Source organism: Pantoea sp. RSPAM1 (genome assembly GCF_038816185.1).
Lineage (GTDB): Bacteria > Pseudomonadota > Gammaproteobacteria > Enterobacterales > Enterobacteriaceae > Pantoea > Pantoea ananatis.
On sequence record NZ_CP046137.1, the window covers coordinates 3,191,833 to 3,216,193 of the forward strand.

The 24,361-nt window shown below is 55.5% G+C and carries 18 protein-coding genes; 6 read left to right on the forward strand and 12 right to left on the reverse strand.

All coding sequences use genetic code 11. The features are described 5' to 3' along the window. Positions 1-130 precede the first annotated feature (130 nt). The 4 genes from idi to bglX all read right to left on the reverse strand — a co-directional run bounded on the left by idi (position 131) and on the right by bglX (position 6,478). Complete coding sequence (gene idi, locus GKC68_RS15460; RefSeq protein WP_028723774.1) at positions 131-664, reverse strand: isopentenyl-diphosphate Delta-isomerase; 534 nt, start codon at positions 662-664, stop codon at positions 131-133. Between the two features lie 148 nt (positions 665-812). Beyond that, positions 813-2,708 (reverse strand): methyl-accepting chemotaxis protein, encoded by a 1,896-nt coding sequence (locus tag GKC68_RS15465; RefSeq protein WP_058706132.1) that lies wholly within the window; start codon positions 2,706-2,708, stop codon positions 813-815. A gap of 178 nt (positions 2,709-2,886) precedes the next feature. Next, on the reverse strand, positions 2,887-3,993 hold the full coding sequence (locus GKC68_RS15470) for a suppressor of fused domain protein (RefSeq protein WP_064367356.1): 1,107 nt from the start codon (positions 3,991-3,993) through the stop codon (positions 2,887-2,889). A 187-nt stretch (positions 3,994-4,180) separates the two neighbouring features. Next, positions 4,181-6,478 carry a beta-glucosidase BglX gene (bglX, locus tag GKC68_RS15475; RefSeq protein ID WP_089527665.1) on the reverse strand — a complete coding sequence of 766 codons (2,298 nt, stop codon included), beginning with the start codon at positions 6,476-6,478 and terminating at the stop codon, positions 4,181-4,183. Between the two features lie 151 nt (positions 6,479-6,629). Here bglX and dld point away from each other — a divergent pair, with 151 nt between their 5' ends. Continuing rightward, entirely contained in the window at positions 6,630-8,333 is a 1,704-nt protein-coding gene (gene dld, locus GKC68_RS15480) for a D-lactate dehydrogenase (protein ID WP_264238519.1), read from the forward strand. 62 nt (positions 8,334-8,395) lie between these two features. Here the strand turns inward: dld and GKC68_RS15485 are convergent, their stop codons facing one another. From GKC68_RS15485 to GKC68_RS15495, 3 genes are all read right to left on the reverse strand, one after another. Beyond that, a complete protein-coding gene (locus GKC68_RS15485) occupies positions 8,396-10,846 on the reverse strand; it encodes a DUF3772 domain-containing protein (protein WP_028723779.1) in 2,451 nt (816 codons plus the stop codon). Positions 10,847-10,981: 135 nt separating this feature from the next. Next, positions 10,982-11,929, reverse strand: coding sequence for a D-alanyl-D-alanine endopeptidase (gene pbpG / locus GKC68_RS15490; RefSeq protein ID WP_058706129.1), 948 nt, complete (start codon positions 11,927-11,929; stop codon positions 10,982-10,984). 175 nt (positions 11,930-12,104) lie between these two features. Further along, a complete protein-coding gene (locus GKC68_RS15495) occupies positions 12,105-12,692 on the reverse strand; it encodes a Yip1 family protein (RefSeq protein ID WP_058706128.1) in 588 nt (195 codons plus the stop codon). Positions 12,693-12,899: 207 nt separating this feature from the next. Here GKC68_RS15495 and GKC68_RS15500 point away from each other — a divergent pair, with 207 nt between their 5' ends. Then, positions 12,900-13,481, forward strand: coding sequence for a DedA family protein (locus tag GKC68_RS15500; protein ID WP_058706127.1), 582 nt, complete (start codon positions 12,900-12,902; stop codon positions 13,479-13,481). Here the strand turns inward: GKC68_RS15500 and GKC68_RS15505 are convergent. Beyond that, positions 13,475-14,248: an SDR family oxidoreductase gene (locus tag GKC68_RS15505; protein ID WP_022623669.1), complete on the reverse strand. Its 774-nt coding sequence runs from the start codon at positions 14,246-14,248 to the stop codon at positions 13,475-13,477. The two genes, GKC68_RS15500 and GKC68_RS15505, sit on opposite strands and share 7 nt — an antisense overlap. 155 nt (positions 14,249-14,403) lie before the next feature. Here GKC68_RS15505 and GKC68_RS15510 point away from each other — a divergent pair, with 155 nt between their 5' ends. Beyond that, entirely contained in the window at positions 14,404-16,218 is a 1,815-nt protein-coding gene (locus GKC68_RS15510) for a glycoside hydrolase family 15 protein (RefSeq protein ID WP_264252849.1), read from the forward strand. 196 nt (positions 16,219-16,414) lie between these two features. Next, on the forward strand, positions 16,415-17,557 hold the full coding sequence (locus GKC68_RS15515; protein WP_028723785.1) for a L,D-transpeptidase family protein: 1,143 nt from the start codon (positions 16,415-16,417) through the stop codon (positions 17,555-17,557). Positions 17,558-17,649: 92 nt separating this feature from the next. Here the strand turns inward: GKC68_RS15515 and GKC68_RS15520 are convergent, their stop codons facing one another. Beyond that, complete coding sequence (locus tag GKC68_RS15520; RefSeq protein WP_028723786.1) at positions 17,650-18,672, reverse strand: transporter; 1,023 nt, start codon at positions 18,670-18,672, stop codon at positions 17,650-17,652. Positions 18,673-18,835: 163 nt separating this feature from the next. On the opposite strand from GKC68_RS15520, the gene GKC68_RS15525 reads away from it, so the two are divergent. Both GKC68_RS15525 and ppk2 read left to right on the forward strand, forming a co-directional pair. Then, the gene (locus GKC68_RS15525) at positions 18,836-20,440 is read left to right on the forward strand and encodes an inorganic phosphate transporter (protein ID WP_089527671.1); all 1,605 of its coding nucleotides are present in this window, start codon (positions 18,836-18,838) and stop codon (positions 20,438-20,440) included. A gap of 14 nt (positions 20,441-20,454) precedes the next feature. Continuing rightward, positions 20,455-21,372 carry a polyphosphate kinase 2 gene (ppk2, locus tag GKC68_RS15530; protein WP_028723788.1) on the forward strand — a complete coding sequence of 306 codons (918 nt, stop codon included), beginning with the start codon at positions 20,455-20,457 and terminating at the stop codon, positions 21,370-21,372. Between the two features lie 35 nt (positions 21,373-21,407). On the opposite strand, the gene dusC is transcribed toward ppk2, so the two are convergent. The 3 genes from dusC to GKC68_RS15545 form a co-directional block, all read right to left on the reverse strand. Next, the gene (gene dusC, locus GKC68_RS15535) at positions 21,408-22,382 is read right to left on the reverse strand and encodes a tRNA dihydrouridine(16) synthase DusC (RefSeq protein ID WP_342656309.1); all 975 of its coding nucleotides are present in this window, start codon (positions 22,380-22,382) and stop codon (positions 21,408-21,410) included. A gap of 2 nt (positions 22,383-22,384) precedes the next feature. Further along, complete coding sequence (gene rhlE / locus GKC68_RS15540; protein ID WP_342656310.1) at positions 22,385-23,734, reverse strand: ATP-dependent RNA helicase RhlE; 1,350 nt, start codon at positions 23,732-23,734, stop codon at positions 22,385-22,387. Between the two features lie 223 nt (positions 23,735-23,957). Next, a complete protein-coding gene (locus GKC68_RS15545) occupies positions 23,958-24,350 on the reverse strand; it encodes a YbhQ family protein (protein WP_028723791.1) in 393 nt (130 codons plus the stop codon). Positions 24,351-24,361 lie beyond the last annotated feature (11 nt).

Consider the following 24,361-nt stretch of genomic DNA (forward strand, 5'->3'; position numbering starts at 1 on the left):
TAACCTGACTGGCACGCCCACCGTTTTAGAGGTTGCAATAAAAGCGTAGCCTGGCAATCGCATTCCGCGATCTGTTTTGTCCTGAAATCAGATGCGGCTAACCCTGACCACATTGGCCAGGGTTTGGTGATTAAGCCGGGAAAGTGAAACTGTCGAGACAGGCAGGAATACGGGGAAAGGTATGAATGAACCAGGGCGTAAACTGCTGGGGCTGCTGCTGCATTTGCAGGGCAATGTCCTGCATCGAGCGGTAATCAAATGCATCCGCCTCCTGCGGGTTAAGCACGGGCAGCGCGTCGCTCACGGCAAAAAAGACATGGCCGTACTCGTGCTCTGTCAGGCCATTACTGAGCGGCAGGTTATAGCTCAGTTCGAAAACAGGCGTCAGCGACAGGATCATGCCCATTTCTTCGCGCAGACGGCGTTCGGCCGCCTCTTTAGTCGATTCATGAGGATAAGGATGACCGCAGCAGGTATTGCTCCATAATCCGCCACAGTGATATTTGTCACTGGCGCGACGCTGGAGCAGCAGCTCCTGCCGGGTGTTAAAAACGTACACCGTGACAGCGCGGTGCAGTAATCCTTTTTCATGTACTTCCAACTTTTCCATTTTGCCGGTGGGACGATCAAGATGGTCGACGAGGATAACTTCAATAGCAGACATGAGGATTCCTTGAGTGTATTCCTCATTATTCTGGCACAAGATTGGGGAGATTGAGGGGATAAAATTGTGCTGTTTATGCACAAATCTGTCAGACGGCAATGGCGATCGTCGAAAACGTCAGGCCAGCGGGCGCTGGCCTGACTGTGAATTACAGTTTAAAGCTTTGTACAACCTGTTCCAGTTGCAGACTCTGGGCTTCCATCGCCTGCGCGGCAGAGGAGACCTCTTCCACTAAGACGGCGTTCTGCTGGGTGGTGCCGTCAAGCTGGGTAATGGCAACGTTAACCTGTTCGATGCCCATGCTCTGCTCACGACTGGCGGCCATGATCTCGCTCATTAGCGTAGTGACGCTGCTCACGCCCTGAACCAGCTCGTCCATGGTTTGTCCTGCCTGTTCAACCAGCTGACTGCCTGCATCGATATTCGCGACCGACTCTTCAATCAGTTTTTTGATTTCACGTGCGGAGTTGGCCGAACGCTGCGCCAGATTACGCACCTCCGAGGCGACCACGGCAAAACCACGCCCCTGCTCGCCCGCACGCGCGGCTTCAACGGCGGCGTTGAGTGCCAGGATGTTGGTCTGGAAGGCAATGCTGTCGATCACGCTGATGATATCGACGACTTTACGCGAAGAGTGATGAATTTCGCCCATCGTGCTCACCACCTGACGAACCACTTCCGTTCCGCGCGACGCCACTTTAGAAGCCTCACCTGCCAGCTGGTTCGCATGCGTTGCGTTGTCAGCGTTCTGGCGCACGGTGCCGGTCAGTTGCTCCATAGAAGCCGCCGTTTCAACAATCGAGCTGGCCTGCTCTTCCGTGCGTGAGGAGAGGTTGGTATTGCCGCTGGCAATTTCACGCGACGCCGCAGAGATGGCCAGGGCGCTGCTGCCAACCTGCTGCATTAACCCCTGCAGATAGCTGATAAAGTGGTTAAAGCTCTGGGCAACGGCGTTAAATTCCGGGCTGTTACTGGCTGGCAGACGCTGCGTAAGATCCGCGCCCCCTGTCGACAGCGCTTCGATATTTTGGTTGAGCATGCTCAAACGCTTCATCATGGCGCGCATGAAACCCAGCATGACCAGCAACAGAATAATGGCCAGAGGGATCTGCACCAAACCCAGGCGCGTCAGCATATTGTGGGACTGGGCTTTCAGCAGGCTGGACGGTACGCTACTGGCCAGATACCACGGGCTGCCCGGAATAGCCTGCAGAAACAGCGTTTGTTCACCATCGTTGCTGCTATAGGTTGACTCTGCGGACTTTGTTCCCGCACTGGCAAGCATCGCTTTCAGCGGCGCAGCCATAGGATTTTGCAGATCGCTCAGGTTTTCGAGTTTCGGCGTGCCGTTAACCAGCGCCGCATTACCCACGACCTTGCCGTCGGACTCAACGATCAGGACGTCTCCATGAATCGCCTCGCCCATCTTTTTAGCCAGTTGGTTGAAGAAACCCAGCGTAACGTCGATGGTGGAAACGCCCCAGACTGTCCCGTCGCGGTAGATTGCCATGGCACAGTTGGTACGTGGCTGTGGGCTGGCGGCATCCTGATAAGCTTTAGCCCAGGCGCACTGCCCTTTCGGCGCGGCCATGCCGTCTTTATACCAGGGCTGCTCCCAGTATTTGTCCGCAGCTTCAGAGTTCCAGTAGGTGTTGACCTGAAGCTTGTTGCTGGCGTCACGAGCAAAAAAGCTGCTGTCTTTCTCTTTATCAGCTTCGCGACGATGGGGTAAAGGCCAGATACCGCCACCGAAAACGTTACTGTCCTGATACTGGTTAACCAGTGCAGGTAACAAAGTGTCGATTGCGGCGCTGTCGATGACCGAGGCGGCCTCGGTAATGGCACGTTGCTGTGCCTGCACACGGTTCATTTGCTCCACGATGCCGGTTGCCAGCGAATCCACCTGATAGCGAATCAGGCGGCTTTCATTGTCTACCAACTGAGGCGCGACAAACTGGTTGATCACCCAAATAGTGACCAATACTAGCGCAACAAAAAAACCGATAAGCGTTGCTGTGAAGCGGGATTGCGTGGTCTTTAACATCATTGTTCCTCTAGACCTTTTGTGGCGCTATTGCCTGATCGGGATTAACGGCACGGCAAGGGGGAACTTGAGTAGACCAGATCACAAATTTAACAAGTCTTTTAACAATAAAGGTATTTAGTTACGCCAGGTCAGTAACTTTTTCCACCAGGCGGCAAAACCGCCCTTTCTCCGGTGTTTATTCTGTGTTCACAACCTGTTCACGCGGTCGAAATATGTGCGTATTTCCCCCAGCGGTGAGCCGTTCACGCAGCTGTTGCCCACCCTGGGCTTCGCTCTGGGCAAATTGCCGTTCCGCTTCGGTTACCGGCGTGGCCCACAGCAGCGTGGGTCTGTCGCCATCCTGTCTTGGCAACGGGAACTGGGCCTGTTCCGGGGCCAGCTCGTTGGCTAACAGGTAGCTTTCGAATCCCACCGGTGCCACCTCTGAGGCCAGCGTATGGCCTTCCCCCAGCCAGGTCAGCCGCGCCCACGGCAAATGGACAAATTCAGCCAGCGCGCTGGCCATCTGGACCGCATTGCTTTCTGTCATGACTTCACCATCGACCGCCATCGCCAGCTCTGCCCGGCGGTACTGCGGGGCCAGCTCATCGAACAGAAAATCAACCTGCGGCATGGGCCGAATGCTCATGCCCAGGGTCAGAAAGTACCAGATGCCGTTATGGTAGTGCTGAGAGAGCGCCATGGGCGGCCAGTTGCCCTGATCGATCGCGTAGTATTTGACCGACTCGCCAAACTGCGCCTGATAACAGGCCAGCAAGTCCTGTTGCACCTTGTCCCATTGGCTGCCGTCATGCCATTCACGCCAGAACTGGCGCTGCTGTTCGGCGAGGGCATAGTAATGATTGGTCGAGGCTGAACCGAGCGGCGCGGTCAGACGGTTTTTTTTGATACAACCGGCGGAGAAACTGACCTGTTTATCCTGGTAAAGGCTCCAGCCAGGAATGACGGCAAGAAGTTGTCCGTAGTACCACAGTGCCGCTCCCGCATCGCCGGGTTCCCAGAGAATTTGCAGACCTGCGGGATCCAGCGGCGGTTCAGCTTCCAGATTACGGCAGTATTCTGCACTCAGCAGGGGGGCAATGCCCTGTTCCATCGCCTGGTGATCTTCCTGAACCGGCGCAGGGAGCAGGTTTCGTAACCAGCAGCCACGCACCGCAAACTGGCTGCGAAACAGATCGGTTGGCCAGATATAGAAATAAGCAGTTCGCGCATCCTGTTCGACAATTGCCGTCAGGGTGCGCTGCTGATTGTGGACTTCAGCAATCAGTGATTGATACGTCATAGCGCCTCGACAGTGCTTGAGGAATTCATTTTCCCCGAGGATAGAGCAGGATCACGTCTGCTGCCACGACAGGCAAGGGTAAAACTCTCAAAGTGAAATGAAGAAGGCAGAAGGCAGGATAAAACCGCCTCCCCGGACGGGGAAGCGGTAACACCGGCAGGAACCTGCAAGCAGTTCCGGCTGAAGTTTACTGATAGGTGAACTGAGCGTTTTGCGTGCGGACAGAGTCCAGACCAATCATAACGTTAAATTTACCTGGCTCGGCAACGTGCTTCATCTGCTGGTTCCAGAACTTCAGCGCATCAACATCAATCTTAAAGGTCACCTGCTGAGATTCACCGGCTTTGAGCATGATGCGCTTAAAGCCGTGCAACTCTTTTACCGGACGGCTGATGCTGGCAACCGGATCGTTAAGATAGAGCTGTACTACCGTGGCACCGTCCACTTTGCCGCTGTTCGTTACGGTTACGCTGGCTTCGATACTGCCGTTGTGCGCCATCGTTTCTGATGAAAGCGTGACTGGCGACACGGTGAACGTGGTGTAGCTCAGGCCATAGCCAAACGGGTAAAGCGGGCCGTTTTCCGCATCGTAGTAGTGGGATGTGTACTTATTAGGCTTGGCAAAATTGTACGGGCGGCCGGTCGGTAAATGGTTGTAATAAATGGGAATCTGACCCACAGAACGGGGGAAAGACATCGGCAGTTTACCCGATGGGTTGTAATCGCCAAACAGCACATCCGCGATAGCATTGCCCCCTTCTGTTCCGCTGAACCAGGTTTCCAGCATGGCATCGGCCATTCTGTCTTCATCAACCAGCGTCAATGGGCGGCCATTCATCAGCACAATCACCAGCGGCTTGCCTGTCGCTTTCAGCGCGGCTAACAGCTTCTGTTGCGAAGGCGGGATCATCAGATTACTGCGGCTGGACGCCTCGTGCGCCATGCCCTGCGCTTCCCCTACCGCCGCCACGATGACATCGGCCTGCTTCGCTTTCTCGACCGCCTCATCAATCATTGCCTGCGGCGAACGCGGATCGACCACCACGGCCGGTTCATACATGTTGAGGAAGTCCTGAATGCCTTTGTTGTCTGACACATTCGCGCCTTTAGCGTACAGCAGCGTGGCTTTGCCTTCGGTGGCATTTTTCATGCCCTGCAGCAGGGAAACCGACTGTTTGGCGACGCCCGCCGCCGACCAGCTGCCCATGACGTCACGCTGGCTGTCGGCAAGCGGTCCAATCAAGGCAATGGTGCCAGATTTCTTCAGCGGTAAGGTATCAAGGCGGTTTTTCAGCAGCACCATACTCTTGCGGGCCACATCGCGGGCTTCCGGGCGATGTAAGCGGCTTTCTGCGTTAGTATCCTGCGGATCGCTCTCTTTCGGACCAAGATGACTGTAGGGATCGTTAAACAACCCCATATCGTATTTCACATTGAGCACGTGCCGGGCCGCATCATCGATTTCGGCTTTGCTGACGATGCCGCGCTTCACCAGGTCGGGTAAATACTGGCTGTAGTATTCATCGCTCATACTCATATCTACGCCAGACTTAATGGCAATACGTACGGCATCCTGGGGATCGCTCGCCACACCGTGCTTGATCAGCTCTTTAATCGCCCCGTGGTCGCTGATGGTTATTCCTTTGAATTTCCATTCATGACGCAGCAGATCTTTCAGCAGCCAGCTGTCGGCCGTCGCGGGCACGCCATTAATGGAATTCAGCGCGACCATTACGCCGCCGCTGCCGGCATCCAGCGAGGCTTTATAGGGCGGCAGGTAGTCCTGGAACATGCGCTGTGGACTCATGTCCACGGTGTTGTAATCGCGTCCGCCTTCCACCGCGCCATAGAGCGCAAAGTGTTTCACGCTGGTCATAATGTTGTAGCGGTCTGCGGGGCTTTTGCCCTGCATCGCCTGCACCATGGTGCGTCCCATGGCAGAGGTTAAATAGGTGTCCTCGCCGAACCCTTCAGACACGCGGCCCCAGCGCGGTTCGCGGCTGACGTCGACCATCGGTGCCCAGGTCATATTTAACCCATCGTCCGCCGCTTCATAGGCAGAAATGCGCCCCACTTCATTGACGGCGTCGAGATCCCAGCTGGATGCCAGCGCCAGGGGAATCGGGAAAATCGTTCGCTGCCCGTGTACCACGTCATAGGCAAAAAACAGCGGAATTTTCAGGCGGCTTAGCTGCATCACCTGGTCCTGCATCGCGCGAATATCCTGACGCGTCACGGTATTAAAAATGGCGCCAACCTGACCTTTGTGGATCATCTCACGTACGGCTTCTTTTGGCGTATCCGGGCCCACGCTGATTAAACGTAACTGGCCGATTTTCTCGTCCAGCGTCATTTTTTTCAGCAGGTTGTTCACGTAGGCATCTCGCGCCTGTTCGGTCATGGGATGGTGAACGGTTGGATCCCCGGCAAATGCAGGTTGCAGAGCAAGGGAAACAGCGAGGCTAACAGAGCAAATCCATTTCATCAGGTTGGGTTCTCTTAAGTAACTGCGCAATATCGACTAAATGCAGGATGCCATCTTCAGAGCATAGCATGCCACCTGCGGCTATCACACTGCGTCCGACGCAACTCACGTGCTACAGTAATGACGCATGCATAAGACAAGGGAATTGCCCATGATGACACCTTCTGCCCTGATCGCCGATCTCCGCCGCCAGGTCGGCGCTGGTAACGTACTGACAAAGGCCGCCCATACCGCCCGCTATCGTAAAGGCTTCCGTTCCGGTGAGGGAGACGCGCTGGCGGTCGTCTTTCCTGCGACGCTGCTGGAACTGTGGCGCGTCCTGCAAACGCTGGTGACTGCCGATGCCATTATTCTGATGCAGGCGGCGAACACCGGCCTCACTGAAGGCTCAACGCCGCAGGGTAACGACTACGATCGCCCGCTGGTCATTGTCAGTACCCTGAGACTGGATAAGCTACAGCTGATCGACAACGGCAAACAGGTGCTGGCTTTTCCGGGGAGTACGCTGTATCAGCTGGAAAAAATCCTCGCGCCGCTGGGCCGCGAGCCGCATTCCGTTATTGGATCATCCTGCATTGGCGCGTCGGTGCTGGGTGGCATCTGCAACAACTCCGGCGGTTCACTGATTAAACGTGGCCCGGCCTACAGTGAGATGGCATTGTTTGCCCAGATTGACGCTCAAGGGCGGCTGAAGTTAGTCAACCACCTTGGTATTGAGCTTGGCACCTCGCCGGAAGAGATTTTGGGACGGCTGGATGATGATCGCTGGCAGCCCGGGGATGTGCTGCATGACGGCCGTCATGCCTCCGATCACGACTACGCCGAACGGGTGCGTGATGTTGATGCGGATACGCCCGCCCGTTTTAACGCCGATGCCCGCCGCCTGTTTGAAGCGTCGGGCTGCGCAGGCAAACTGGCGGTATTTGCGGTGCGCCTGGATACGTTTGCGCGCGAACCGCAACAGCAGGTGTTTTATATCGGCACCAATGATGCCTCGGTACTGGCTGACCTGCGCTGCCATATGCTGGCAAATTTCAACAATCTGCCCGTGGCCGCGGAATATATGCATCGGGATATCTACGACATCGCCGAAGTCTATGGCAAAGACACCTTCCTGATGATCGACAAGCTTGGCACCGACAAGATGCCGCTGTTTTTCAGTCTTAAGGGCCGGGTCGATGGCTGGTTAAACAAACTGTCGTTTATCAAACCGCATCTGAGCGACCGGCTGCTGCAGCGCGTCAGTCGCCTTTTCCCCGCCCATCTGCCCAGGCGCATGAAACAGTATCGTGATAAATACCAACACCATTTAATGCTGAAAATGTCGGGTGATGGCATTGCGGAAGCGCGTGACTATCTGCGTGAGTTTTTTCGTGAGGGTGGCGGCGAGTTTTTTGAATGCGAAGGAAAAGAAGGTGCGCATGCCTTTCTACATCGCTTTGCGGCCGCGGGCGCGGCGGTGCGCTATCACGCCGTGCATGCGGATCAGGTAGAAGAAATTCTGGCGCTGGATATTGCGTTGCGTCGCAATGATAAAGCGTGGTTTGAGAGTCTGCCTGATGAGATTACTCAGTCGATAAGCCATCGCCTTTATTACGGGCACTTCTTCTGCCATGTCTTCCATCAGGATTACATTGTGAAAAAAGGGGTGGATGTTCATGCGCTGAAAGAAAAGATGCTGGCGATTTTGCATACTCGCGGGGCGGAATATCCGGCAGAGCATAATGTCGGGCATCTGTATCAGGCCCAGCCACAGCTCACCGCGTTTTACCGCAAGCTCGACCCCACCAACAGCTTTAATCCGGGCATCGGTAAAACCAGCAAGCTAAAAGGCTGGGCGGTAAAACAGCCCTGACCGGGCACATCGCACCTGAACAGAGTAAAATGGGCGGTCAGCGAAAATGACCGCCCATGTAGTTAGCGAGGAGGTTCTTCGGTTACCGCATCAGAAGAAACCAGCTGACGGCGCTCAATAATCATGGTCTGCGGCGTGGACAGCACAATGCCCTCTTTACGCAAGCGGGTCAGAATATCGAACAGCAGATCGCTCTTCGCACCCGCGATCTGGCGCTGACTGGCAACGTTGCCGGTCACGCTCAGCACGATGCCCTGAGCGGTAAGATCTTTAAAGGATACCGAGGGTTCCGGGTTCTCCAGAATACGCTCGTTTTCCTCATAGACCTTCAGCAAAATCTCCCGCACCTGTACCGGATCGATATCCAGCGGGAACGTCAGGCTAATGGTCACCACGCCCTGCGCATTGCCCATTGTCGCATTACGTACGTTCTGAGAGATGAACTGAGAGTTAGGCACGATCACGGTGGATTTGTCACCCAACTGAATTTCCGTGGCGCGGACATTAATACGACGAATGTCTCCTTCTACGCCGCTAATCGTCACCAAATCGCCCACTTTAACCGGCCGTTCCGTCAGCAGGATCAGACCAGAAATAAAGTTCTTCACGATCTCTTGTAAGCCAAAACCAATACCGACGGATAACGCACTGACGATCCAGGCCAGCTTGTTCCACTGCAGACCCATTATCGATAAGGTGAGCAGGATAATCAGCACATAGCCCACGTTACTAAACAGCGTCACGAGCGAAACACGCATCCCGCTGTCCATGGTGGTTTTAGGCAGGAAATCGTTGTCCAGCCAACGTCGAACCGAACGCAGCACGTAAATGCCGACAATCAGGCACAACAACGCGTTAACCAGGTGCGCCGGAACGATATTCAGCGACTCCAGCCCTTTGCCACCCCAGAATTCGATGGCTTTCTGCAACAACTCAATGGGCGTCGACGAGGCAAAGGTACCGTTGAGCAGCGCCAGCGCCACGAATAACACCAGGAACGTCTTGCCAATCGCGGCCAAAATGGTCGCCACCTGCTGCAGGTGACGTTCGTCGATGTTCAGTGACCCCTGGATACGTTTACCCGTCGTGTTGTTGACCGAGAACAAACTCTCACAGCCGTCATTCACCAGATGGCTGAGTATGTAAAACGAACCAAACAAAATCCCACACCACACCAGCTCGTAGCTTAAAAAACGCGCCAGAGTGACGTAACCAATCACCAGCGAAGCCAGAATCGTCAGCGACGTCAGCGTCAAGGCCATCTGAATCAGCCCGACCAGCGTCGAGCGCGCTTCCGGCGGCGTGCCTTCCTGCGCCAGACGTCGACGAACGCGCTTGGTGCGCATGCTGATTGCCAGCGCCGTGCTGCCGATCAGCAATGCTGTCAGGCCGTTAGCAAAGATACTGGTATTCAGGCTGGTCCCGGCGGTGTAGTTAAAGGACTCTACCGTCTGGAAAATAAACACCAGCAAGGCGGTGATAGGTGGGAAAGGCTTCAGGGCCAGCGCCACCTCGTTCGAGATGGTGGGTAAACGCCAGCTTGGCCGACGCGTGGACAAAAATGCTCGCCCGAGCCCGGCAATCAATCCACAATAAACGCTTAATTCGACCAGACGATAAATAAAGTCCTGCACATCGCTGGAAACTTCATCGCGGCGGGTAAAGGCCTGGGAAATAAAGGCAAAGGTCAACACCACCGCCACCAGGCTGGTCAGGGCCACGGCCGTCGCCAAAAAGCTGCGGCGCAGGCGTCCTTCCGGCAGTTTATTTATGCTGACCCAGGCTAAAAATTCTTCGCCATAGCGGCGTCCCAACGTCATCACCAGCACGGCGGCCAGTAACCAGCCTAGCGTACCGAGACGCCAGCCTGGCTCCCAGGACAGCGCAGCGGTATCTTTCAGCTCGTTTAAGAAATCGCCAATCTTCTCATCGTCAAGATCCTGGCTGCTGAATACCGGCGACCAGAAACGTGGCCCTAAAATGCTGCCAGAGTTAAGCGCCAGTTTGTTTTTCAACTGATCGCGGCGCAGATTGACGATTTGCGATGACAGCATCAGGGCGCTGTTTTTAATGCCCTCCGCCTGCTTAATCTGATCGTCGAGCTTACTTTTCTGACTTTCCAGCGCGCTACGTTTACGCGTGACGTCTGCCGTCTCTTTGACGCCGCTTTCCGGTTTGGGGGCTGGGCCAAGCACGGCCAGCTGGGCCTCAAGCTGCTGACGATCAGGCTGCAATGCCTGGGCCAGCGTATCCGTATTGCCTGACAGCTCCAGCGCCATTTCATTCAGCCGACTCAGCTTGTTTTCATCGCTTTCAACGGAAACCTGACTTTTAATTTTGTCGAGGATTTTCTGCATCTTGGGCAGCTCGACCGAGGCGTTCACTTTCGGCTTGTCGTCAGGCTGCTGAGTAGTGGTGGCCTGAGCCGGATCGTCTGCGGCGACGCTCAGGGTAGGAACAGCGGTGAACAATGCTAAAAAAATCAGAACAATAAAGGAACGTAACGTGAGCATATGAATGAGATTCCGGCACAGTAATCAGGCGAATCACCCTCGCCATTTGCGGGTAGTTTAGGTTTTCGCCTGGCGTGAAACTATAGGAATACCGATCAATATTGGCCGGGCCGCCCGCGGCGGCCCGGCCGGATATTACTCTACTTCAGAACCGCTGGCAGCATTGCTGGCAACCTGACCTGCTTTCTGTTTTTTATAGGCCAGCGCGGCCGCTGGAACCGGGGCCGCTTTGCCCGTTTCCAGCCAGTCGCGCAGACGGTTAGCATCGGCAAAATGGGTATATTTACCAAATGCATCCAGCACCACCAGTGCCACCGGGCGGTTTTTAATCATGGTGCGCATGACCAGGCAATGTCCCGCTTCATCGGTATAGCCCGTTTTGGTCAACTGAATGTGCCAGCCATTCTTATACACCAAATGATTGGTGTTGCGGAACGGCAGCGCGTAGCTGGGATGGGTAAATACGGCGGTTTCTTCTTTGGTCGTGCTCAGCTCGCCCAACAGGGGATATTCGCGCGTGGCTTTTAACAGCTTCACCAGATCTTCAGCGCTGGAGACGTTATGAATGGAGAGACCGGTAGGTTCAACGTAATGGGTATGGTTCATGCCCAGCGCACGCGCCTTAGCATTCATCGCCTTAATAAAGGCGTTATATCCGCCGGGATACGCATGGGCCAGGCTGGCCGCCGCGCGATTTTCAGATGACATCAGCGCCAGCATCAGCATGCTCCGGCGGCTTATCTGGCTGTTAAGCTTCACGCGTGAAAACACGCCGCGCATCTCTGGCGTCTGACTGATATCAACCGCGACCATCTCGTTCATCGGCTGATGCGCATCCAGTACCACCATTGCCGTCATCAGCTTGGTGATCGAGGCAATCGGCCGCACCCGGTCAGGGTGACTGGAAAATAACGTTTTCCCGCTCGTCAGATCGACGATCAGGGCGCTGCCTGAGGCAATTTGCGGCTGAGCAATGGGCGCCATTTGCGACAGCGTCGTGGTCGCCTGTGCTGGAAGGGAAACAACCTGCCCGGAAACGAGCAGCGCCAGCGTTAACAGTGAAAAGCGAATTTTTGCAGGCATCGTGAAAAAAAGACCCGGTTAAGATTGTGCGCTGTGTAAACACAGGCCGCCGACGACTGAGCAGGCAGAGCGTGGGCTGGCCGCAGCATCATACGCTGAAGCGGTAAAATTATCCTTGTGAGATTGTTTCTGAGCGTTAAAAAGATGTTGCCGCCCGGCAGGCGGCAACGGCAGGTTAAAACAGGTGCGGGCCATAGCCCCACAGAACTACGGTTAAGGCCAGCAATACTTCAAATACCAGCACGCCGATGGCCAGAGTGGAGCTTGAAAAACGCAGGCTTTCATCCCGATCAATGTTCAGAAACAGCGGGATGCCCACGTACAGCAGATAGCCGGTATACAGCAGCGCCAGCGCACCCGCTAATACGCACAGCCATACCAGCGGATAAAGTGCCACCAGTCCGCTTAAAAACAGCGGCGTAGCCACATAGCCCGCAAATACCGTACAACGTTCAACACCAGGGCGCTGCGGGTAGTCACGCGCCATCCAGTGAATAACGCGTCCCATCACCGCCACGCCGCCCAGAATCAACAGATAAAACAGAATACCCAGGCCCAGTGCTGTCGGGAAATTCAATTGTACATACTGCCCTTCACCCAGATTCCAGCCTGAGTTCGTGGTGCCGATTATGGCGGAAATAACCGGAATGGCTGCCATCAGCAGAACGTGATGAGTGTAATGGTGCGAAACCGTTTCGTTCTCTTGCTTGATATTGCGCATTTCCTGATTAGGATGCGCTAACAAACCCCAGACATGGTTCATACGCTTACTCCTCTGATGCCGTTGGGCTACCCCGTTTTGATGCAGCATCCACGTAAGGGCAGCATTGCTTACAGTATAAACGGCAAGGCAACTTCTGTGAGGCTTGCGCAAAAAAACAGCGAAAAAGATCGCTGATTAACGCTTAGACGTATGGCTTATCGAATCAGGTATAAACTGAAAGAAATTTCTTTACACAGGAAGTGCATCTTGCATTTGGATATCAACGCATTAATTACGCAGTACGGCTATCTTGCGCTGTTTATCGGCTGTATTGCCGAAGGGGAAACATTTCTGTTGCTGGGCGGCGTAGCCGCGCATGAAGGGTTACTGCATTACACGGGTGTAGTACTGGCGGCGATGGCAGGCGGCATTCTGGGCGACCAGCTGCTCTTCTGGATTGGCAGGCGCTTTGGTACAGGTATCCTGCGGCGGTTTAAAAAACATCAGGACAAAATTGTCAAAGCTAACCGCCTGATTAAGCGGCGTCCGAGCCTGTTCGTGATCGGCGCGCGCTTTATGTACGGCTTTCGCCTGATCGGTCCCATTATCATTGGGGCAAGCCGCCTCAATCCGCTGAAGTTTCTGGCGCTTAACATCATTGGGGCGGCAATTTGGTCACTGCTGTTTGTGACACTCGGCTATTTTGCCGGCGGAATCATTGCCCCCTGGCTGCACAAGATTGATCAGCACTTTAAACATCTGCTGTGGCTGGCTGCCGCCGTGCTCGTTGCCTTTGGGGTTCGCTGGGCCATTCGCCACTGGAATAATCGCCGGGCCGACGATCAGTAACCCTTGAACTGGGGATTTGCCAGCATAAAGCCGCCATCAATGATAAATGACTGGCCGGTGGTATAGGTGGCCCATTCAGAACTCAGCCAGGCCACCATGCTGGCAATTTCGTGCGTATCTCCTGGACGACCTGCAGGAATCTCAGGCATTTTGACCTTGTGCGCATCGTCATCGGTCATTTTGTTCATTGGCGTGGCGATCGCGCCTGGTGCCACGGCATTTACCAAAATATTATGGGGCAGCAAACTCAAGGCCATCGATTTAGTCAGCCCGCCTGCCGCATGTTTAGCAGCGGTGTAGGCAACGGAACCCGGCAGCGGAGTGTGCTCATGCACGGAGGTGATGTTGATGATACGTCCGCCCTGCCCCTGTTTGATCATGTTGCGTGCCGCAACCTGGCCGCAGATAAACACGCCATCCACATCTACGCTAAATGTTTTACGCCAGTCTTCCCAGGTCACGTCCATAAAGTCCGCTTTGAAATTCGCTCCGGCATTGTTGACCAGAACATCAATGCGGCCCAGCTTGTCTATAAGCTGCTGCAGCACCTTGCCCCCTGCGGGCGGATCGGCCAGGTCGAGCTGGATCGTCTCCGCTCGCTGCCCAATCTCTGCGACCCGTTTTGCCGTGCGCTGTGCGCCTTCCTCGTCAGACCGCCAGGTGATGCCAATATCAAACCCCTGCTCTGCCAGCATTTCAGCACAACGACTGCCAATGCCTGAATCCGACGCGGTGACGATTGCAACTTTTCGTTGTGGTGTAGTCATAACGGTCTCCTCTGGAAGTGTATGAAAAGTATATACCGCAATGAAGATTGTGCTTTTTGTGGACAGCCCGGCGCCCGAATTAACGATCTGTGTCAGAACGCAGCGCGATGAATGTACCTGGCTATAGTTAAGGCTGACACGACAGGGAGAAACCGATGAGCAAGGTTAAACGTAAGATTGACGACCATGGCGTAATAGGCGATTTACGCACCTGCGCCCTGGTCGCAAACGATGGCACTATCGATTATCTCTGCTGGCCGGAACTGGACAGCCCATCGGTGTTTTCCGCCCTGCTGGACAGCGACGAGGCCGGCCTGTTTTCTCTGGCACCCGACTGGCAAAATGCCCGACGCCAGCAAATTTACCTGCCTGATACCAATATTCTGCAGACCCGCTGGCTGGCCGAAGAAGGCGTTGCCGAGATCACCGACTACATGCCGATCTGCGACCGGCAGGATAAACTGCCGCGTATCATCCGACGGGTAAAGATGGTTCGGGGCCGGGCCCGCTTTAATATGGTGTGCTCCCCGCGCCATGATTACGCCCGGGCGGACACGCGCGCTGAGGTACAACGTGGCTGCATCGATTTTCACGCCACCGATCAGCCCTCGCTGCGCCTGGCGGCAACGGTGGTGATGACGCTGGAAGGCAATCACGCCACCGCCAGTTTTGAGCTTAACGCCGGTGAACATGCCGAATTCGAATTTGGCAGCGTACAGGATGCCCATATCGAAAAGCTGGCCACCGCTAACTGCTTTGAAGAAACGCTGAGCTACTGGCGGGAATGGAGCAGCCGCAGCACCTATCACGGTCGCTGGCAGGAGATGGTTCAACGCTCTGCGCTGGTTCTTAAGCTGCTGACCTCCTGGCAACACGGCTCCATCGCCGCGGCTGCCACCTTTGGCCTGCCCGAGGAACTGGGCGGCGAACGCAACTGGGATTACCGCGCCTCCTGGATACGCGATGCCTCATTCAGCATGTACGCCCTGATGCGGCTGGGTTACGTGGACGAAGCCAGGCACTTTACAGAATGGGTTGGCCGCTGTGTGGAGAACAGCCACCATGATGAAATGCGGCTGCAGGTGATGTACCGCCTGGACAGCAGTACGGATCTTCAGGAGATGTCGCTGCTTAACCTGTCCGGCTATGCCAACTCCAGCCCGGTGCGCATTGGTAACGATGCCTGGCGGCAAAAACAGTTAGATATTTATGGCGAACTGATGGATGCCATTTACCTGTCCAACAAATACGGCGAGGCCATTTCTCAGCGGGGCTGGAATCATGTGTCAGACATGCTGGACTGGCTTTGCGATAACTGGCATCAGCCCGATGCCGGCATCTGGGAAATGCGCGGCGAGCCGGAGCACTTCCTTCACTCACGTTTAATGTGCTGGGTCGCTCTGGATCGGGGCCTGCGGCTGGCAATGAAGCGTTCACTGCCGATGCCTTACGATCGCTGGGACAAAACCCGTCGCGAGATCCGCGATGATATCTGGAAGAATTTCTGGAACAGTGAACGCGGACATTTTGTTTCGACCCGCCACGGTGAACACCTTGATGCTTCCATGCTGCTGATGCCGCTGGTGCGTTTTGTGGGCGCCACCGATCCGGACTGGATCGCAACGCTGGATGCCATCCAGGTGAACCTGGTGAGCGACGGCATGGTACGTCGTTATAACATTCACGAAACGCCAGCTGATGGGCTAACCGGCGCAGAGGGCTCTTTTGGTGCCTGCTCGTTCTGGTATGTGGAATGTCTGGCGCGTGCCGGACGCATTCGCGAAGCACATTTTGAGTTCGAGAAATTACTGAGCTACGCTAATCCGTTGGGTTTGTATGCGGAAGAGTTTGACAGTCATGGGCAGGCCCTGGGAAATACGCCTCAGGCGTTGACGCATCTTGCGTTGATCAGCGCCGCGTTTTTCCTGAACCGCAAGCTAAACGGGGACGTCACGCTTTGGCAGCCATGATGGGCTGTTTTTCGCCCAAATTGGTAAAGAACAAAGGCAGATAACGCAGGCGAGTCAGGTAAAGTATTTTAAAGCGGTTAAAATCCTGATTCACAACATCAGTTTAATGAACATATAATGCGCAGCAGGTCATAGTGACCAGCATGGGTTCGATACATTGACAAGCCTGAAACATGGCGATAAAGACTTGTAAAATATGAAAAAAAGCATTCGCGCGTTCGCTTCACTTGCATTGGCTTTGGCGGCATTCAGTCAGTCAGCCCTTGCTGTTGTTTACCCGTTACCGCCGGCAAACAGCCGTCTGACCGGGCAAAATATTGAAATTACCATTCCCGAGGACAGCAAATTACCTCTGGAAGCTTTTGCAGCTCAGTTCCAAATGGGCCTCAGCAATATGCTGGAAGCCAACCCGGGCGTTGACGTTTATCTGCCGAAAGCTGGCAGCAAACTGATTATCCCACAGCAGTTACTGTTGCCTGACGCGCCGCGTGAAGGCATTGTGATCAACAGTGCTGAAATGCGTCTTTACTACTATCCGAAAGGCACCAAAACGGTGGTTGTACTGCCTATCGGTATCGGTGAACTGGGTAAAGACACGCCGCTGAACTGGACCACCACCGTTCAGCGTAAAAAAGATGGCCCGACGTGGACGCCAACGAAAGCGATGCATGCAGAATACGCGTCACGTGGTGAAAACCTGCCTGCCGTGTTCCCGGCCGGTCCGGATAACCCGATGGGGTTGTATGCGCTCTATATCGGTCGTCTGTATGCTATTCACGGCACCAACGCTAACTTCGGTATTGGCCTGCGGGTCAGTCACGGTTGCGTGCGCTTACGTGCCGACGACATCAAATGGCTGTTCGATCATGTGCCGGTTGGCACGCGCGTGCAGTTTATCAACCAGCCGGTGAAAGCCTCGGTTGAGCCAGACGGTTCACGCTGGATGGAAGTGCACAATCCGCTCTCGACCACGGAAGAACAGTTTAACTCTCGTGAGCTGGTGCCCATTACGCTGACCCAGGCCGTTGGCAAAGTCCTGGTAGACGGCAGCGTGAACCAGTCTCAGGTTGATAAAGCGATTCAGAACCGCTCCGGTATGCCGGTTCAGGTTAACGCGCCAGAAAACAACGTGGTGCCCGCGCCTGTTCAGGTAACCGAAGGCGAAGATGCGGAGCCAAAAGAAGAGCCGATGACGCCGGTGATGTCACAGCCAACGAATCCGGTCGCTGTACAGCCGGAGTCTCAGCCGTCGCAACCGGCAGAACAGCAGCCGCAGGTTCAGCCTTCACAGCCTGTGCAGCCGTCACAGCCTGCGCCAGCAAGCAACGGTAATCTGTAAGGTCTGACCCTTAACGGGGTAAAAAGCCAGCGCCGGTTAACCGGGCTGGCTTTTTTTATGCCCTGCACAGGCTCTGTCACCGGCCGCTGCCTCTACACGCTGGGCCGTCGCAAGGCCAGCCAGCCCGCCAGCAGGGTGAACGCGAGCACGATCAGCACCAGCAGTAAAAACCCGTGTGGATTCGCCGCCAGCGGAATACCGCCTACATTCATGCCAAAAAATCCCGCCACAATATTAATTGGCAGTGCCAGAACGGTTATCACGGTTAACAGGTAGAGCGTGCGGTTACTCTGTTCCATCAGACGTGCTGCAATCTCTTCCTGCAGCAGCCGGATGCGCTCCATCAGACTGGCGAGATCGTTGAGCACCACGCTGAACTCTTCGGTAAACGCCCGCAGCTCGCGGAGCGTGTCGTGGTTGAGCCAGGCCGGAGGTCGGTTGAGCAAGCGAAACAGCGCCGCCGGTTCAGGTGCCAGAAGGCGCTGAATCCGCAACAGCATGCGCCGGTAGTGCCCCAGCTCGCTGCGATTAGCTTTAATGGCGGGACTTAAGAGGCGCTCTTCAATGTTATCGACCACCTGACTGATGCGCCGCACGACCTGTTCCAGTTGGGACTCTTGCTCACCAAGCAAATAAAGCAACAAAGCCTCTGCGCTGGGAAAGCTATGCCGGGCTAACCTCTGCTGCATCATTTCAATCATCACTGACGGGCGATAACGTGCGCTGACCACCAGGTTACGCCGGCACCATATCCACAGCGTTGCATTTTGCGTACTGCGGTTCTCCTGACTAAGCGTGACGTCGTTGAGTACCGCCAGCAACGCGCTATTTTGCTCCGCCAGCCGGGTTCGCGGCGAGGCCGAGTGAATTTCGTCGAAGAAGTCATCATCCACCTGAAAATGACTCTGCACCCAGTGCTGCGCGCGGGCATGATTCAGATTGATATGCAGCCAGAGAAAGCCGTCATCAGGAAGATGCTCACCGAGTTTAACTGCTTCACGGGCATTCAGGCGAACAGGAAGGGCATCGGGAGAAAAGAGATAACCATGAATGAGTCCTGCCACATCATCATCAAAATCACGTTTTTGTGGGGTAAGAACAACGTCTGTCGCCATGGCTATCCTGTCAGCATTATTAATAAAGAAGTTCAGCCTGCTGAAGTTTTGTTACAGCAAAATGACCTCTCACGGCGCAGATCATTTTTTTGTCACAAAAAGCGGGTATCACACAGCGTGAAACAGATGTAAATCCGCATCTGCATCCGCTATGAGGTTTTGCATGAGCGAAAACAGTTTACCCTCTTCAGGCCCGACTCATGGACGACCCGATTTCAATGGCAAAGGGAGCCGCTTCACAAAAGCGATTTTCTTTCTTCTGCTGATCGCCGGTCTGGCCTTTGCCGGATTTAACTTGTTTCATGATGTAGAAAAAACCAACACGCCGGTCACCAGTTACTTACCCTTCTTTTTATTAGGCCTCGCGCTGCTGATTGCGCTGGGCTTTGAGTTCGTAAACGGTTTTCACGATACCGCAAATGCGGTCGCGACAGTCATCTATACCCACTCTCTGACTCCCGGTATTGCCGTGGTCTGGTCAGGAGTCTGTAATTTCCTGGGCGTGATGCTCTCCAGCGGTGTGGTGGCGTTTGGGATTATTTCGTTGCTGCCCGTCGAACTGATTTTGCAGGCCAGCAGCGGCAACGGTTTTGCCATGATTTATGCCCTGCTCTTCTCGGCCATTATCTGGAATCTGGGCACCTGGTATCTTGGCCTGCCCTCCTCCTCCTCGCATACCTTGATTGGCTCAATCATCGGCGTGGGCGTTGCCAATGCCATGCTGCACGGCCGCAGCGGGCTGAGCGGTGTGGACTGGGAGCAGGCGCTGAAAGTCGGATACGCACTCCTGCTGTCGCCGGTGGTGGGATTTGTCTGCGCCGCCCTGCTGCTGTGGACGATGAAGCTGTTTATTCGTAACCGTCAGCTTTATCAGGCCCCGCAGAGCAACGAGCCGCCGCCCGTCTGGATCCGTGGACTGCTGATTCTGACCTGTACCGGCGTCTCTTTTGCCCATGGATCGAATGACGGACAAAAAGGCATGGGGCTCATCATGCTGATCCTGGTTGGCACCATGCCGATCGCCTATGCCCTGAACCGTTCCCTGCCGCCCGATCAGATCCCCCGCGTGGCCGCCCTGACCGACGTCACGGCGCGCCAGCTCCTGCACATTCAGCCTGCCACCACGCCCGCACCGGCCCCACGGGACGTGTTAACCGCATTTGTCAGCAGCGAACAAATGAATGCCAACGTGTTGCCGGCCCTGGCGATGACGCTGCACGACGTGGGCGAACAGATCCGCCGCTACGGCTCGATGGACAATATCCCGGCGCAATCCGTGAGCAACACGCGCAATCAAATGTACCTCGCGTCGGAGTCCATCAAACATTTGCAAAGCGCCCACGTTGCCCTGCCGGACGATACTGAACGCAATTTAACCGCCGTGAAAACCGAACTGGACAGCGCTACGCGCTTTATTCCTGTCTGGGTGAAGGTGGTCGTGGCGATTGCACTGGGGCTGGGCACCATGGTGGGCTGGCGTCGCATTGTGGTCACCGTAGGGGAACGCATCGGTAAAACCCATCTGACCTATGCGCAGGGTGCCAGCGCCGAACTGGTGGCGATGGTGACCATCGGCGCGGCCGACGCATTCGGTTTGCCCGTGTCCACCACGCACGTTCTCTCCTCCGGCGTGGCAGGCACCATGGCGGCGAACCGATCAGGCCTGCAAATGTCCACGCTGCGGAATCTGGCAGTGGCCTGGATACTGACGCTGCCGGTTTCAGTCTTACTTTCTGCCCTGCTCTACGGGCTGTTTATCCACATCTGACCAGGTGATTCGTCATGGCAACACACGATAACAGCTTTAACCGGGACACGTTTAATCAGCGTCTGTTACAGGAGTTCTACGACAGCTACGATGAAGAGCTGGAGATGGAACTTGACGACCTGCGTTTTGGCGAGACCACGCCTGACGGGAATGATGAGAAGGCCTGGCGTCGTCGCTATTTTCGCGAACTGCTGCACCTGCAGGGCGAACTGGTTAAGCTTCAGGACTGGGTGATGCGCACCGGCCACCGGCTGGTCATTCTGTTCGAAGGCCGCGACGCCGCCGGTAAAGGCGGTGTTATCAAACGCATCACGCAGCGCCTTAACCCGCGCACCTGCCGGGTTGCCGCCCTGCCAGCGCCTAACGATCGCGAAAAAACCCAGTGGTACTTCCAGCGTTACATTGCGCACCTGCCCGCCGCCGGGGAAATGGTGCTGTTCGACCGGAGCTGGTACAACCGGGCGGGCGTGGAACGGGTGATGGGCTTTTGCAGTGAGGCTGACGTCGAGGAGTTCTATCGCAGCGTGCCGGAATTTGAAAAAATGCTGACTCGCAGCGGTATTCAAATCATCAAATACTGGTTTTCCATTACGGACGAGGAGCAGGAACTGCGCTTTCTGAGCCGTATTCACGATCCACTGAAGCAGTGGAAACTCAGCCCGATGGACCTGGAAAGTCGCCGCCGCTGGGAAGATTATACCGAAGCGAAAGAAGAGATGCTGAGCCGGACCCATATCCCGGAGGCCCCCTGGTGGGTCGTTCAGGGCGTGGATAAAAAGCGTGCGCGACTGAACTGCATCAGCCACCTCTTGCAGCAGGTGCCTTATGAAGACGCTACGCATGATGAAATTATTTTGCCACCGCGTGAACGGTCGCAGGATTACCGCCGTAATGACGTGCCGGACACGATGATCGTGCCTGAAAAGTATTAATGGCAAGCGCGGCAGGACGCTGCGCTAACCGATTTTTACCACACTGAAGGCGTCAGAGCTGGACTGCTCTTGCAACCGGCATAACGGTCAATGGCCGTGGCGATATCCTGAGACGATTTTAACGCGCGAATCTCACCGAACAGCTCACCGGCTTCAACGTAGGCTTTACGTAAATACCCGAGCCACTGTTTGATACGTGCGACATGGTACATGCCGGTATCGCCCTGTTTTTCCAGCCGGGTATATTTCTGTAACAGCGCCACCACCTCCGGCCAGGACATGGGCGCGTCATTGTATTTGATGACCCGACTCAGGTTAGGCACGTTAAGCGCGCCTCGGCCAATCATCACGGCATCACAGCCGGTGGTCCGCAGACAGTCCTGGGCCGTTTGCCAGTCCCAGATCTCGCCGTTCGCGATAACCGGAATACGCAGGCGCTGACGGATGTCGCCGATGGCTTGCCAGTTGATCGCCTCGGCACGATAACCGTCTTCTTTGGTTCGACCATGCACCACCAGCTCGCTGGCGCCGGCCTGCTGTACTGCATCCGCAATTTCCATACTGCGCGCGCTGGAATCCCATCCCAGCCGCACCTTCACCGTGACGGGCAACGAAGCCGGTACCGCTGCCCGCATGGCTTTTGCCGCGCGATAGATTAAATCGGGATCTTTTAACAGCGTGGCACCACCGCCGCTGCCGTTGACCAGCTTTGACGGACAACCACAGTTGAGATCAACGCCCCAGGAGCCCAGAGTAACCGCTCGTGCGGCATTTTCCGCCAGCCAGTCCGGATGCTGCCCCAGCAGTTGTAGCCGGACCAGCGTGCCCGAGGGCGTACGACTGGCATGGTGCAGTTCAGGACAGAGTCGATAAAAGGATTTTACCGGCAAGAGTTGATCCACGACGCGCAAAAATTCTGTAATGCACAGATCGTAGTCGTTGACCTCCGTTAACAGCTGGCGCACCAGAGAATCCAGTACGCCTTCCATCGGTGCCAGTAAAACCCGCATTGTCAGGCGTTTCCGCTACGCTTAGGCGCTGGGCGACGTGGACGCGCAGCTGGCTTGTCAGACGGGCCCGCTGCCGGTCCCTGACGACGGGGCTGTGAACGCTTGTCCCCTTGTGGACGCGCAGCGCCTGCACTCTGTCCGCCCGGGCTGCGACCACGGCCGCGTGGCTGCTGTGACTGACGGCCATTCACGATAGGTTCCGCTTTGATGCTGGGATCCGGCTCATAGCCCGGTACGGCCAGACGCGGAATTTCACGCTTGAGCAGACGTTCAATATCGCGCAGCAGTTTGTGTTCATCCACGCACACCAGTGACAGTGCGGCCCCGGTTGCCGCCGCACGGCCGGTACGACCAATACGATGCACATAGTCTTCCGCTACGTTTGGCAGCTCATAGTTCACGACATGTGGGAGTTCTTCAATATCCAGGCCACGGGCCGCGATATCGGTGGCCACCAGCACGCGAATTGCGCCGGATTTAAAATCAGCCAGTGCGCGCGTACGTGCACCCTGACTCTTGTTGCCATGAATCGCCGCAGCGGTAATACCGTCTTTACCCAACTGTTCTGCAAGGTGGTTAGCCCCATGCTTGGTTCGGGTAAACACCAGCACCTGCTGCCAGTTACCTTCACCGATCAGCTGCGACAGCAGTTCCCGTTTGCGTTTCTTATCAACAAAATGCACCTGTTGAGAAACCTGCTCCGAAGCGGTGTTGCGGCGTGCCACTTCCACCTGCTCCGGGTTATGCAGCAGTTTTTCTGCCAGGGTTTTAATCTCGTCAGAGAACGTCGCCGAGAACAGCAGGTTCTGACGTTTGGCAGGCAGTTTTGCCAGCACACGGCGAATATCGTGGATAAAGCCCATATCGAGCATACGATCGGCCTCATCCAGAACCAGCACTTCCACCTGAGAGAGGTCAACCGCGTTCTGATGAGCCAGATCCAGTAAACGGCCTGGCGTAGCGACCAGAATATCGACGCCGCCGCGCAGCTTCATCATCTGTGGGTTAATGCTGACGCCACCAAATACCACCAAAGAACGCAGCGGGAGATATTTGCTGTAATCGCTGACGTTTTCACCGACCTGAGCCGCCAGTTCACGGGTAGGCGTGAGGATCAGCGCACGCACCGGACGACATCCACGTACTGCGCCGGTATTTGCCGACAACTTCTGTAGTAAAGGCAGCGTGAATCCGGCAGTTTTGCCGGTGCCGGTCTGCGCACTTGCCAGCAGATCGCGGCCGGACAGCACCACAGGAATCGCCTGGCGCTGAATAGGTGTCGGTTCGCTATAGCCTTGCTCAGCAACCGCACGCAAAATATCGGCACTCAGGCCGAGAGAGTCAAAAGACATGACGAGTATTACTCCGGTCCACTCTGACCGTGTTTCACGGTGTAGTTTTCAGAGGGATAGTGACGCCAGCTGACGCTGACGCGTGAAAAGGGTGCAAACTACGATGCATAAGCGGCGGAGTGTAACAGCTTTAACGTTCCTGTGCGAGATAGCTCACAATTGCTTACAAACGGTCTAAACAACAAAGCCACCTTGCGGTGGCTTGGGTTGTCGGGCAGCGCCGTTAACTGCGTTTTTTCTCAATGCGTCGTGCAGGCTCTTTGGCCAACAGAGAAACCAGTGCCGGGCCCAGTAGCATAACCATGCCCAGGCTGGCCAGCAGCAGATTGTTGTGGAAAATGCGAGAGATCAGGAACAGCGTCATCATCGCAGCGCCGAAGTAGTAGGTGGTCGTCGCCTCTTCGAGGTAATCACCGAGGGTACGCAAACGGGCACTACGCTGCGTGATCAGCATGGCGATAAACACCCCTGCATACGTCACCACCAGGGTACTGCACACTTCGACCAGTGCTTTGTGTCTCCAGCCCCATACCAGCGCGGCAATCACCAGCAGGTGCATAGCGATGTGGGCCCAGGTTTGACCGGTAATAATTTGAAAGCGATTAGACAATTTCATTTTTTCTCCTG

Coding starts and splice junctions, on each gene's coding strand:
- ppk2 (WP_028723788.1), top strand. CDS start 20,455: ATGGCAACACACGATAACAGCTTTAACCGGGACACGTTTAATCAGCGT.
- GKC68_RS15485 (WP_028723779.1), bottom strand. CDS start 10,846: ATGCTCACGTTACGTTCCTTTATTGTTCTGATTTTTTTAGCATTGTTC.
- GKC68_RS15510 (WP_264252849.1), top strand. CDS start 14,404: ATGAGCAAGGTTAAACGTAAGATTGACGACCATGGCGTAATAGGCGAT.
- dld (WP_264238519.1), top strand. CDS start 6,630: ATGATGACACCTTCTGCCCTGATCGCCGATCTCCGCCGCCAGGTCGGC.
- idi (WP_028723774.1), bottom strand. CDS start 664: ATGTCTGCTATTGAAGTTATCCTCGTCGACCATCTTGATCGTCCCACC.
- GKC68_RS15515 (WP_028723785.1), top strand. CDS start 16,415: ATGAAAAAAAGCATTCGCGCGTTCGCTTCACTTGCATTGGCTTTGGCG.
- GKC68_RS15470 (WP_064367356.1), bottom strand. CDS start 3,993: ATGACGTATCAATCACTGATTGCTGAAGTCCACAATCAGCAGCGCACC.
- GKC68_RS15545 (WP_028723791.1), bottom strand. CDS start 24,350: ATGAAATTGTCTAATCGCTTTCAAATTATTACCGGTCAAACCTGGGCC.
- rhlE (WP_342656310.1), bottom strand. CDS start 23,734: ATGTCTTTTGACTCTCTCGGCCTGAGTGCCGATATTTTGCGTGCGGTT.
- GKC68_RS15465 (WP_058706132.1), bottom strand. CDS start 2,708: ATGTTAAAGACCACGCAATCCCGCTTCACAGCAACGCTTATCGGTTTT.
- dusC (WP_342656309.1), bottom strand. CDS start 22,382: ATGCGGGTTTTACTGGCACCGATGGAAGGCGTACTGGATTCTCTGGTG.
- pbpG (WP_058706129.1), bottom strand. CDS start 11,929: ATGCCTGCAAAAATTCGCTTTTCACTGTTAACGCTGGCGCTGCTCGTT.
- bglX (WP_089527665.1), bottom strand. CDS start 6,478: ATGAAATGGATTTGCTCTGTTAGCCTCGCTGTTTCCCTTGCTCTGCAA.
- GKC68_RS15505 (WP_022623669.1), bottom strand. CDS start 14,248: ATGACTACACCACAACGAAAAGTTGCAATCGTCACCGCGTCGGATTCA.
- GKC68_RS15520 (WP_028723786.1), bottom strand. CDS start 18,672: ATGGCGACAGACGTTGTTCTTACCCCACAAAAACGTGATTTTGATGAT.
- GKC68_RS15525 (WP_089527671.1), top strand. CDS start 18,836: ATGAGCGAAAACAGTTTACCCTCTTCAGGCCCGACTCATGGACGACCC.
- GKC68_RS15495 (WP_058706128.1), bottom strand. CDS start 12,692: ATGAACCATGTCTGGGGTTTGTTAGCGCATCCTAATCAGGAAATGCGC.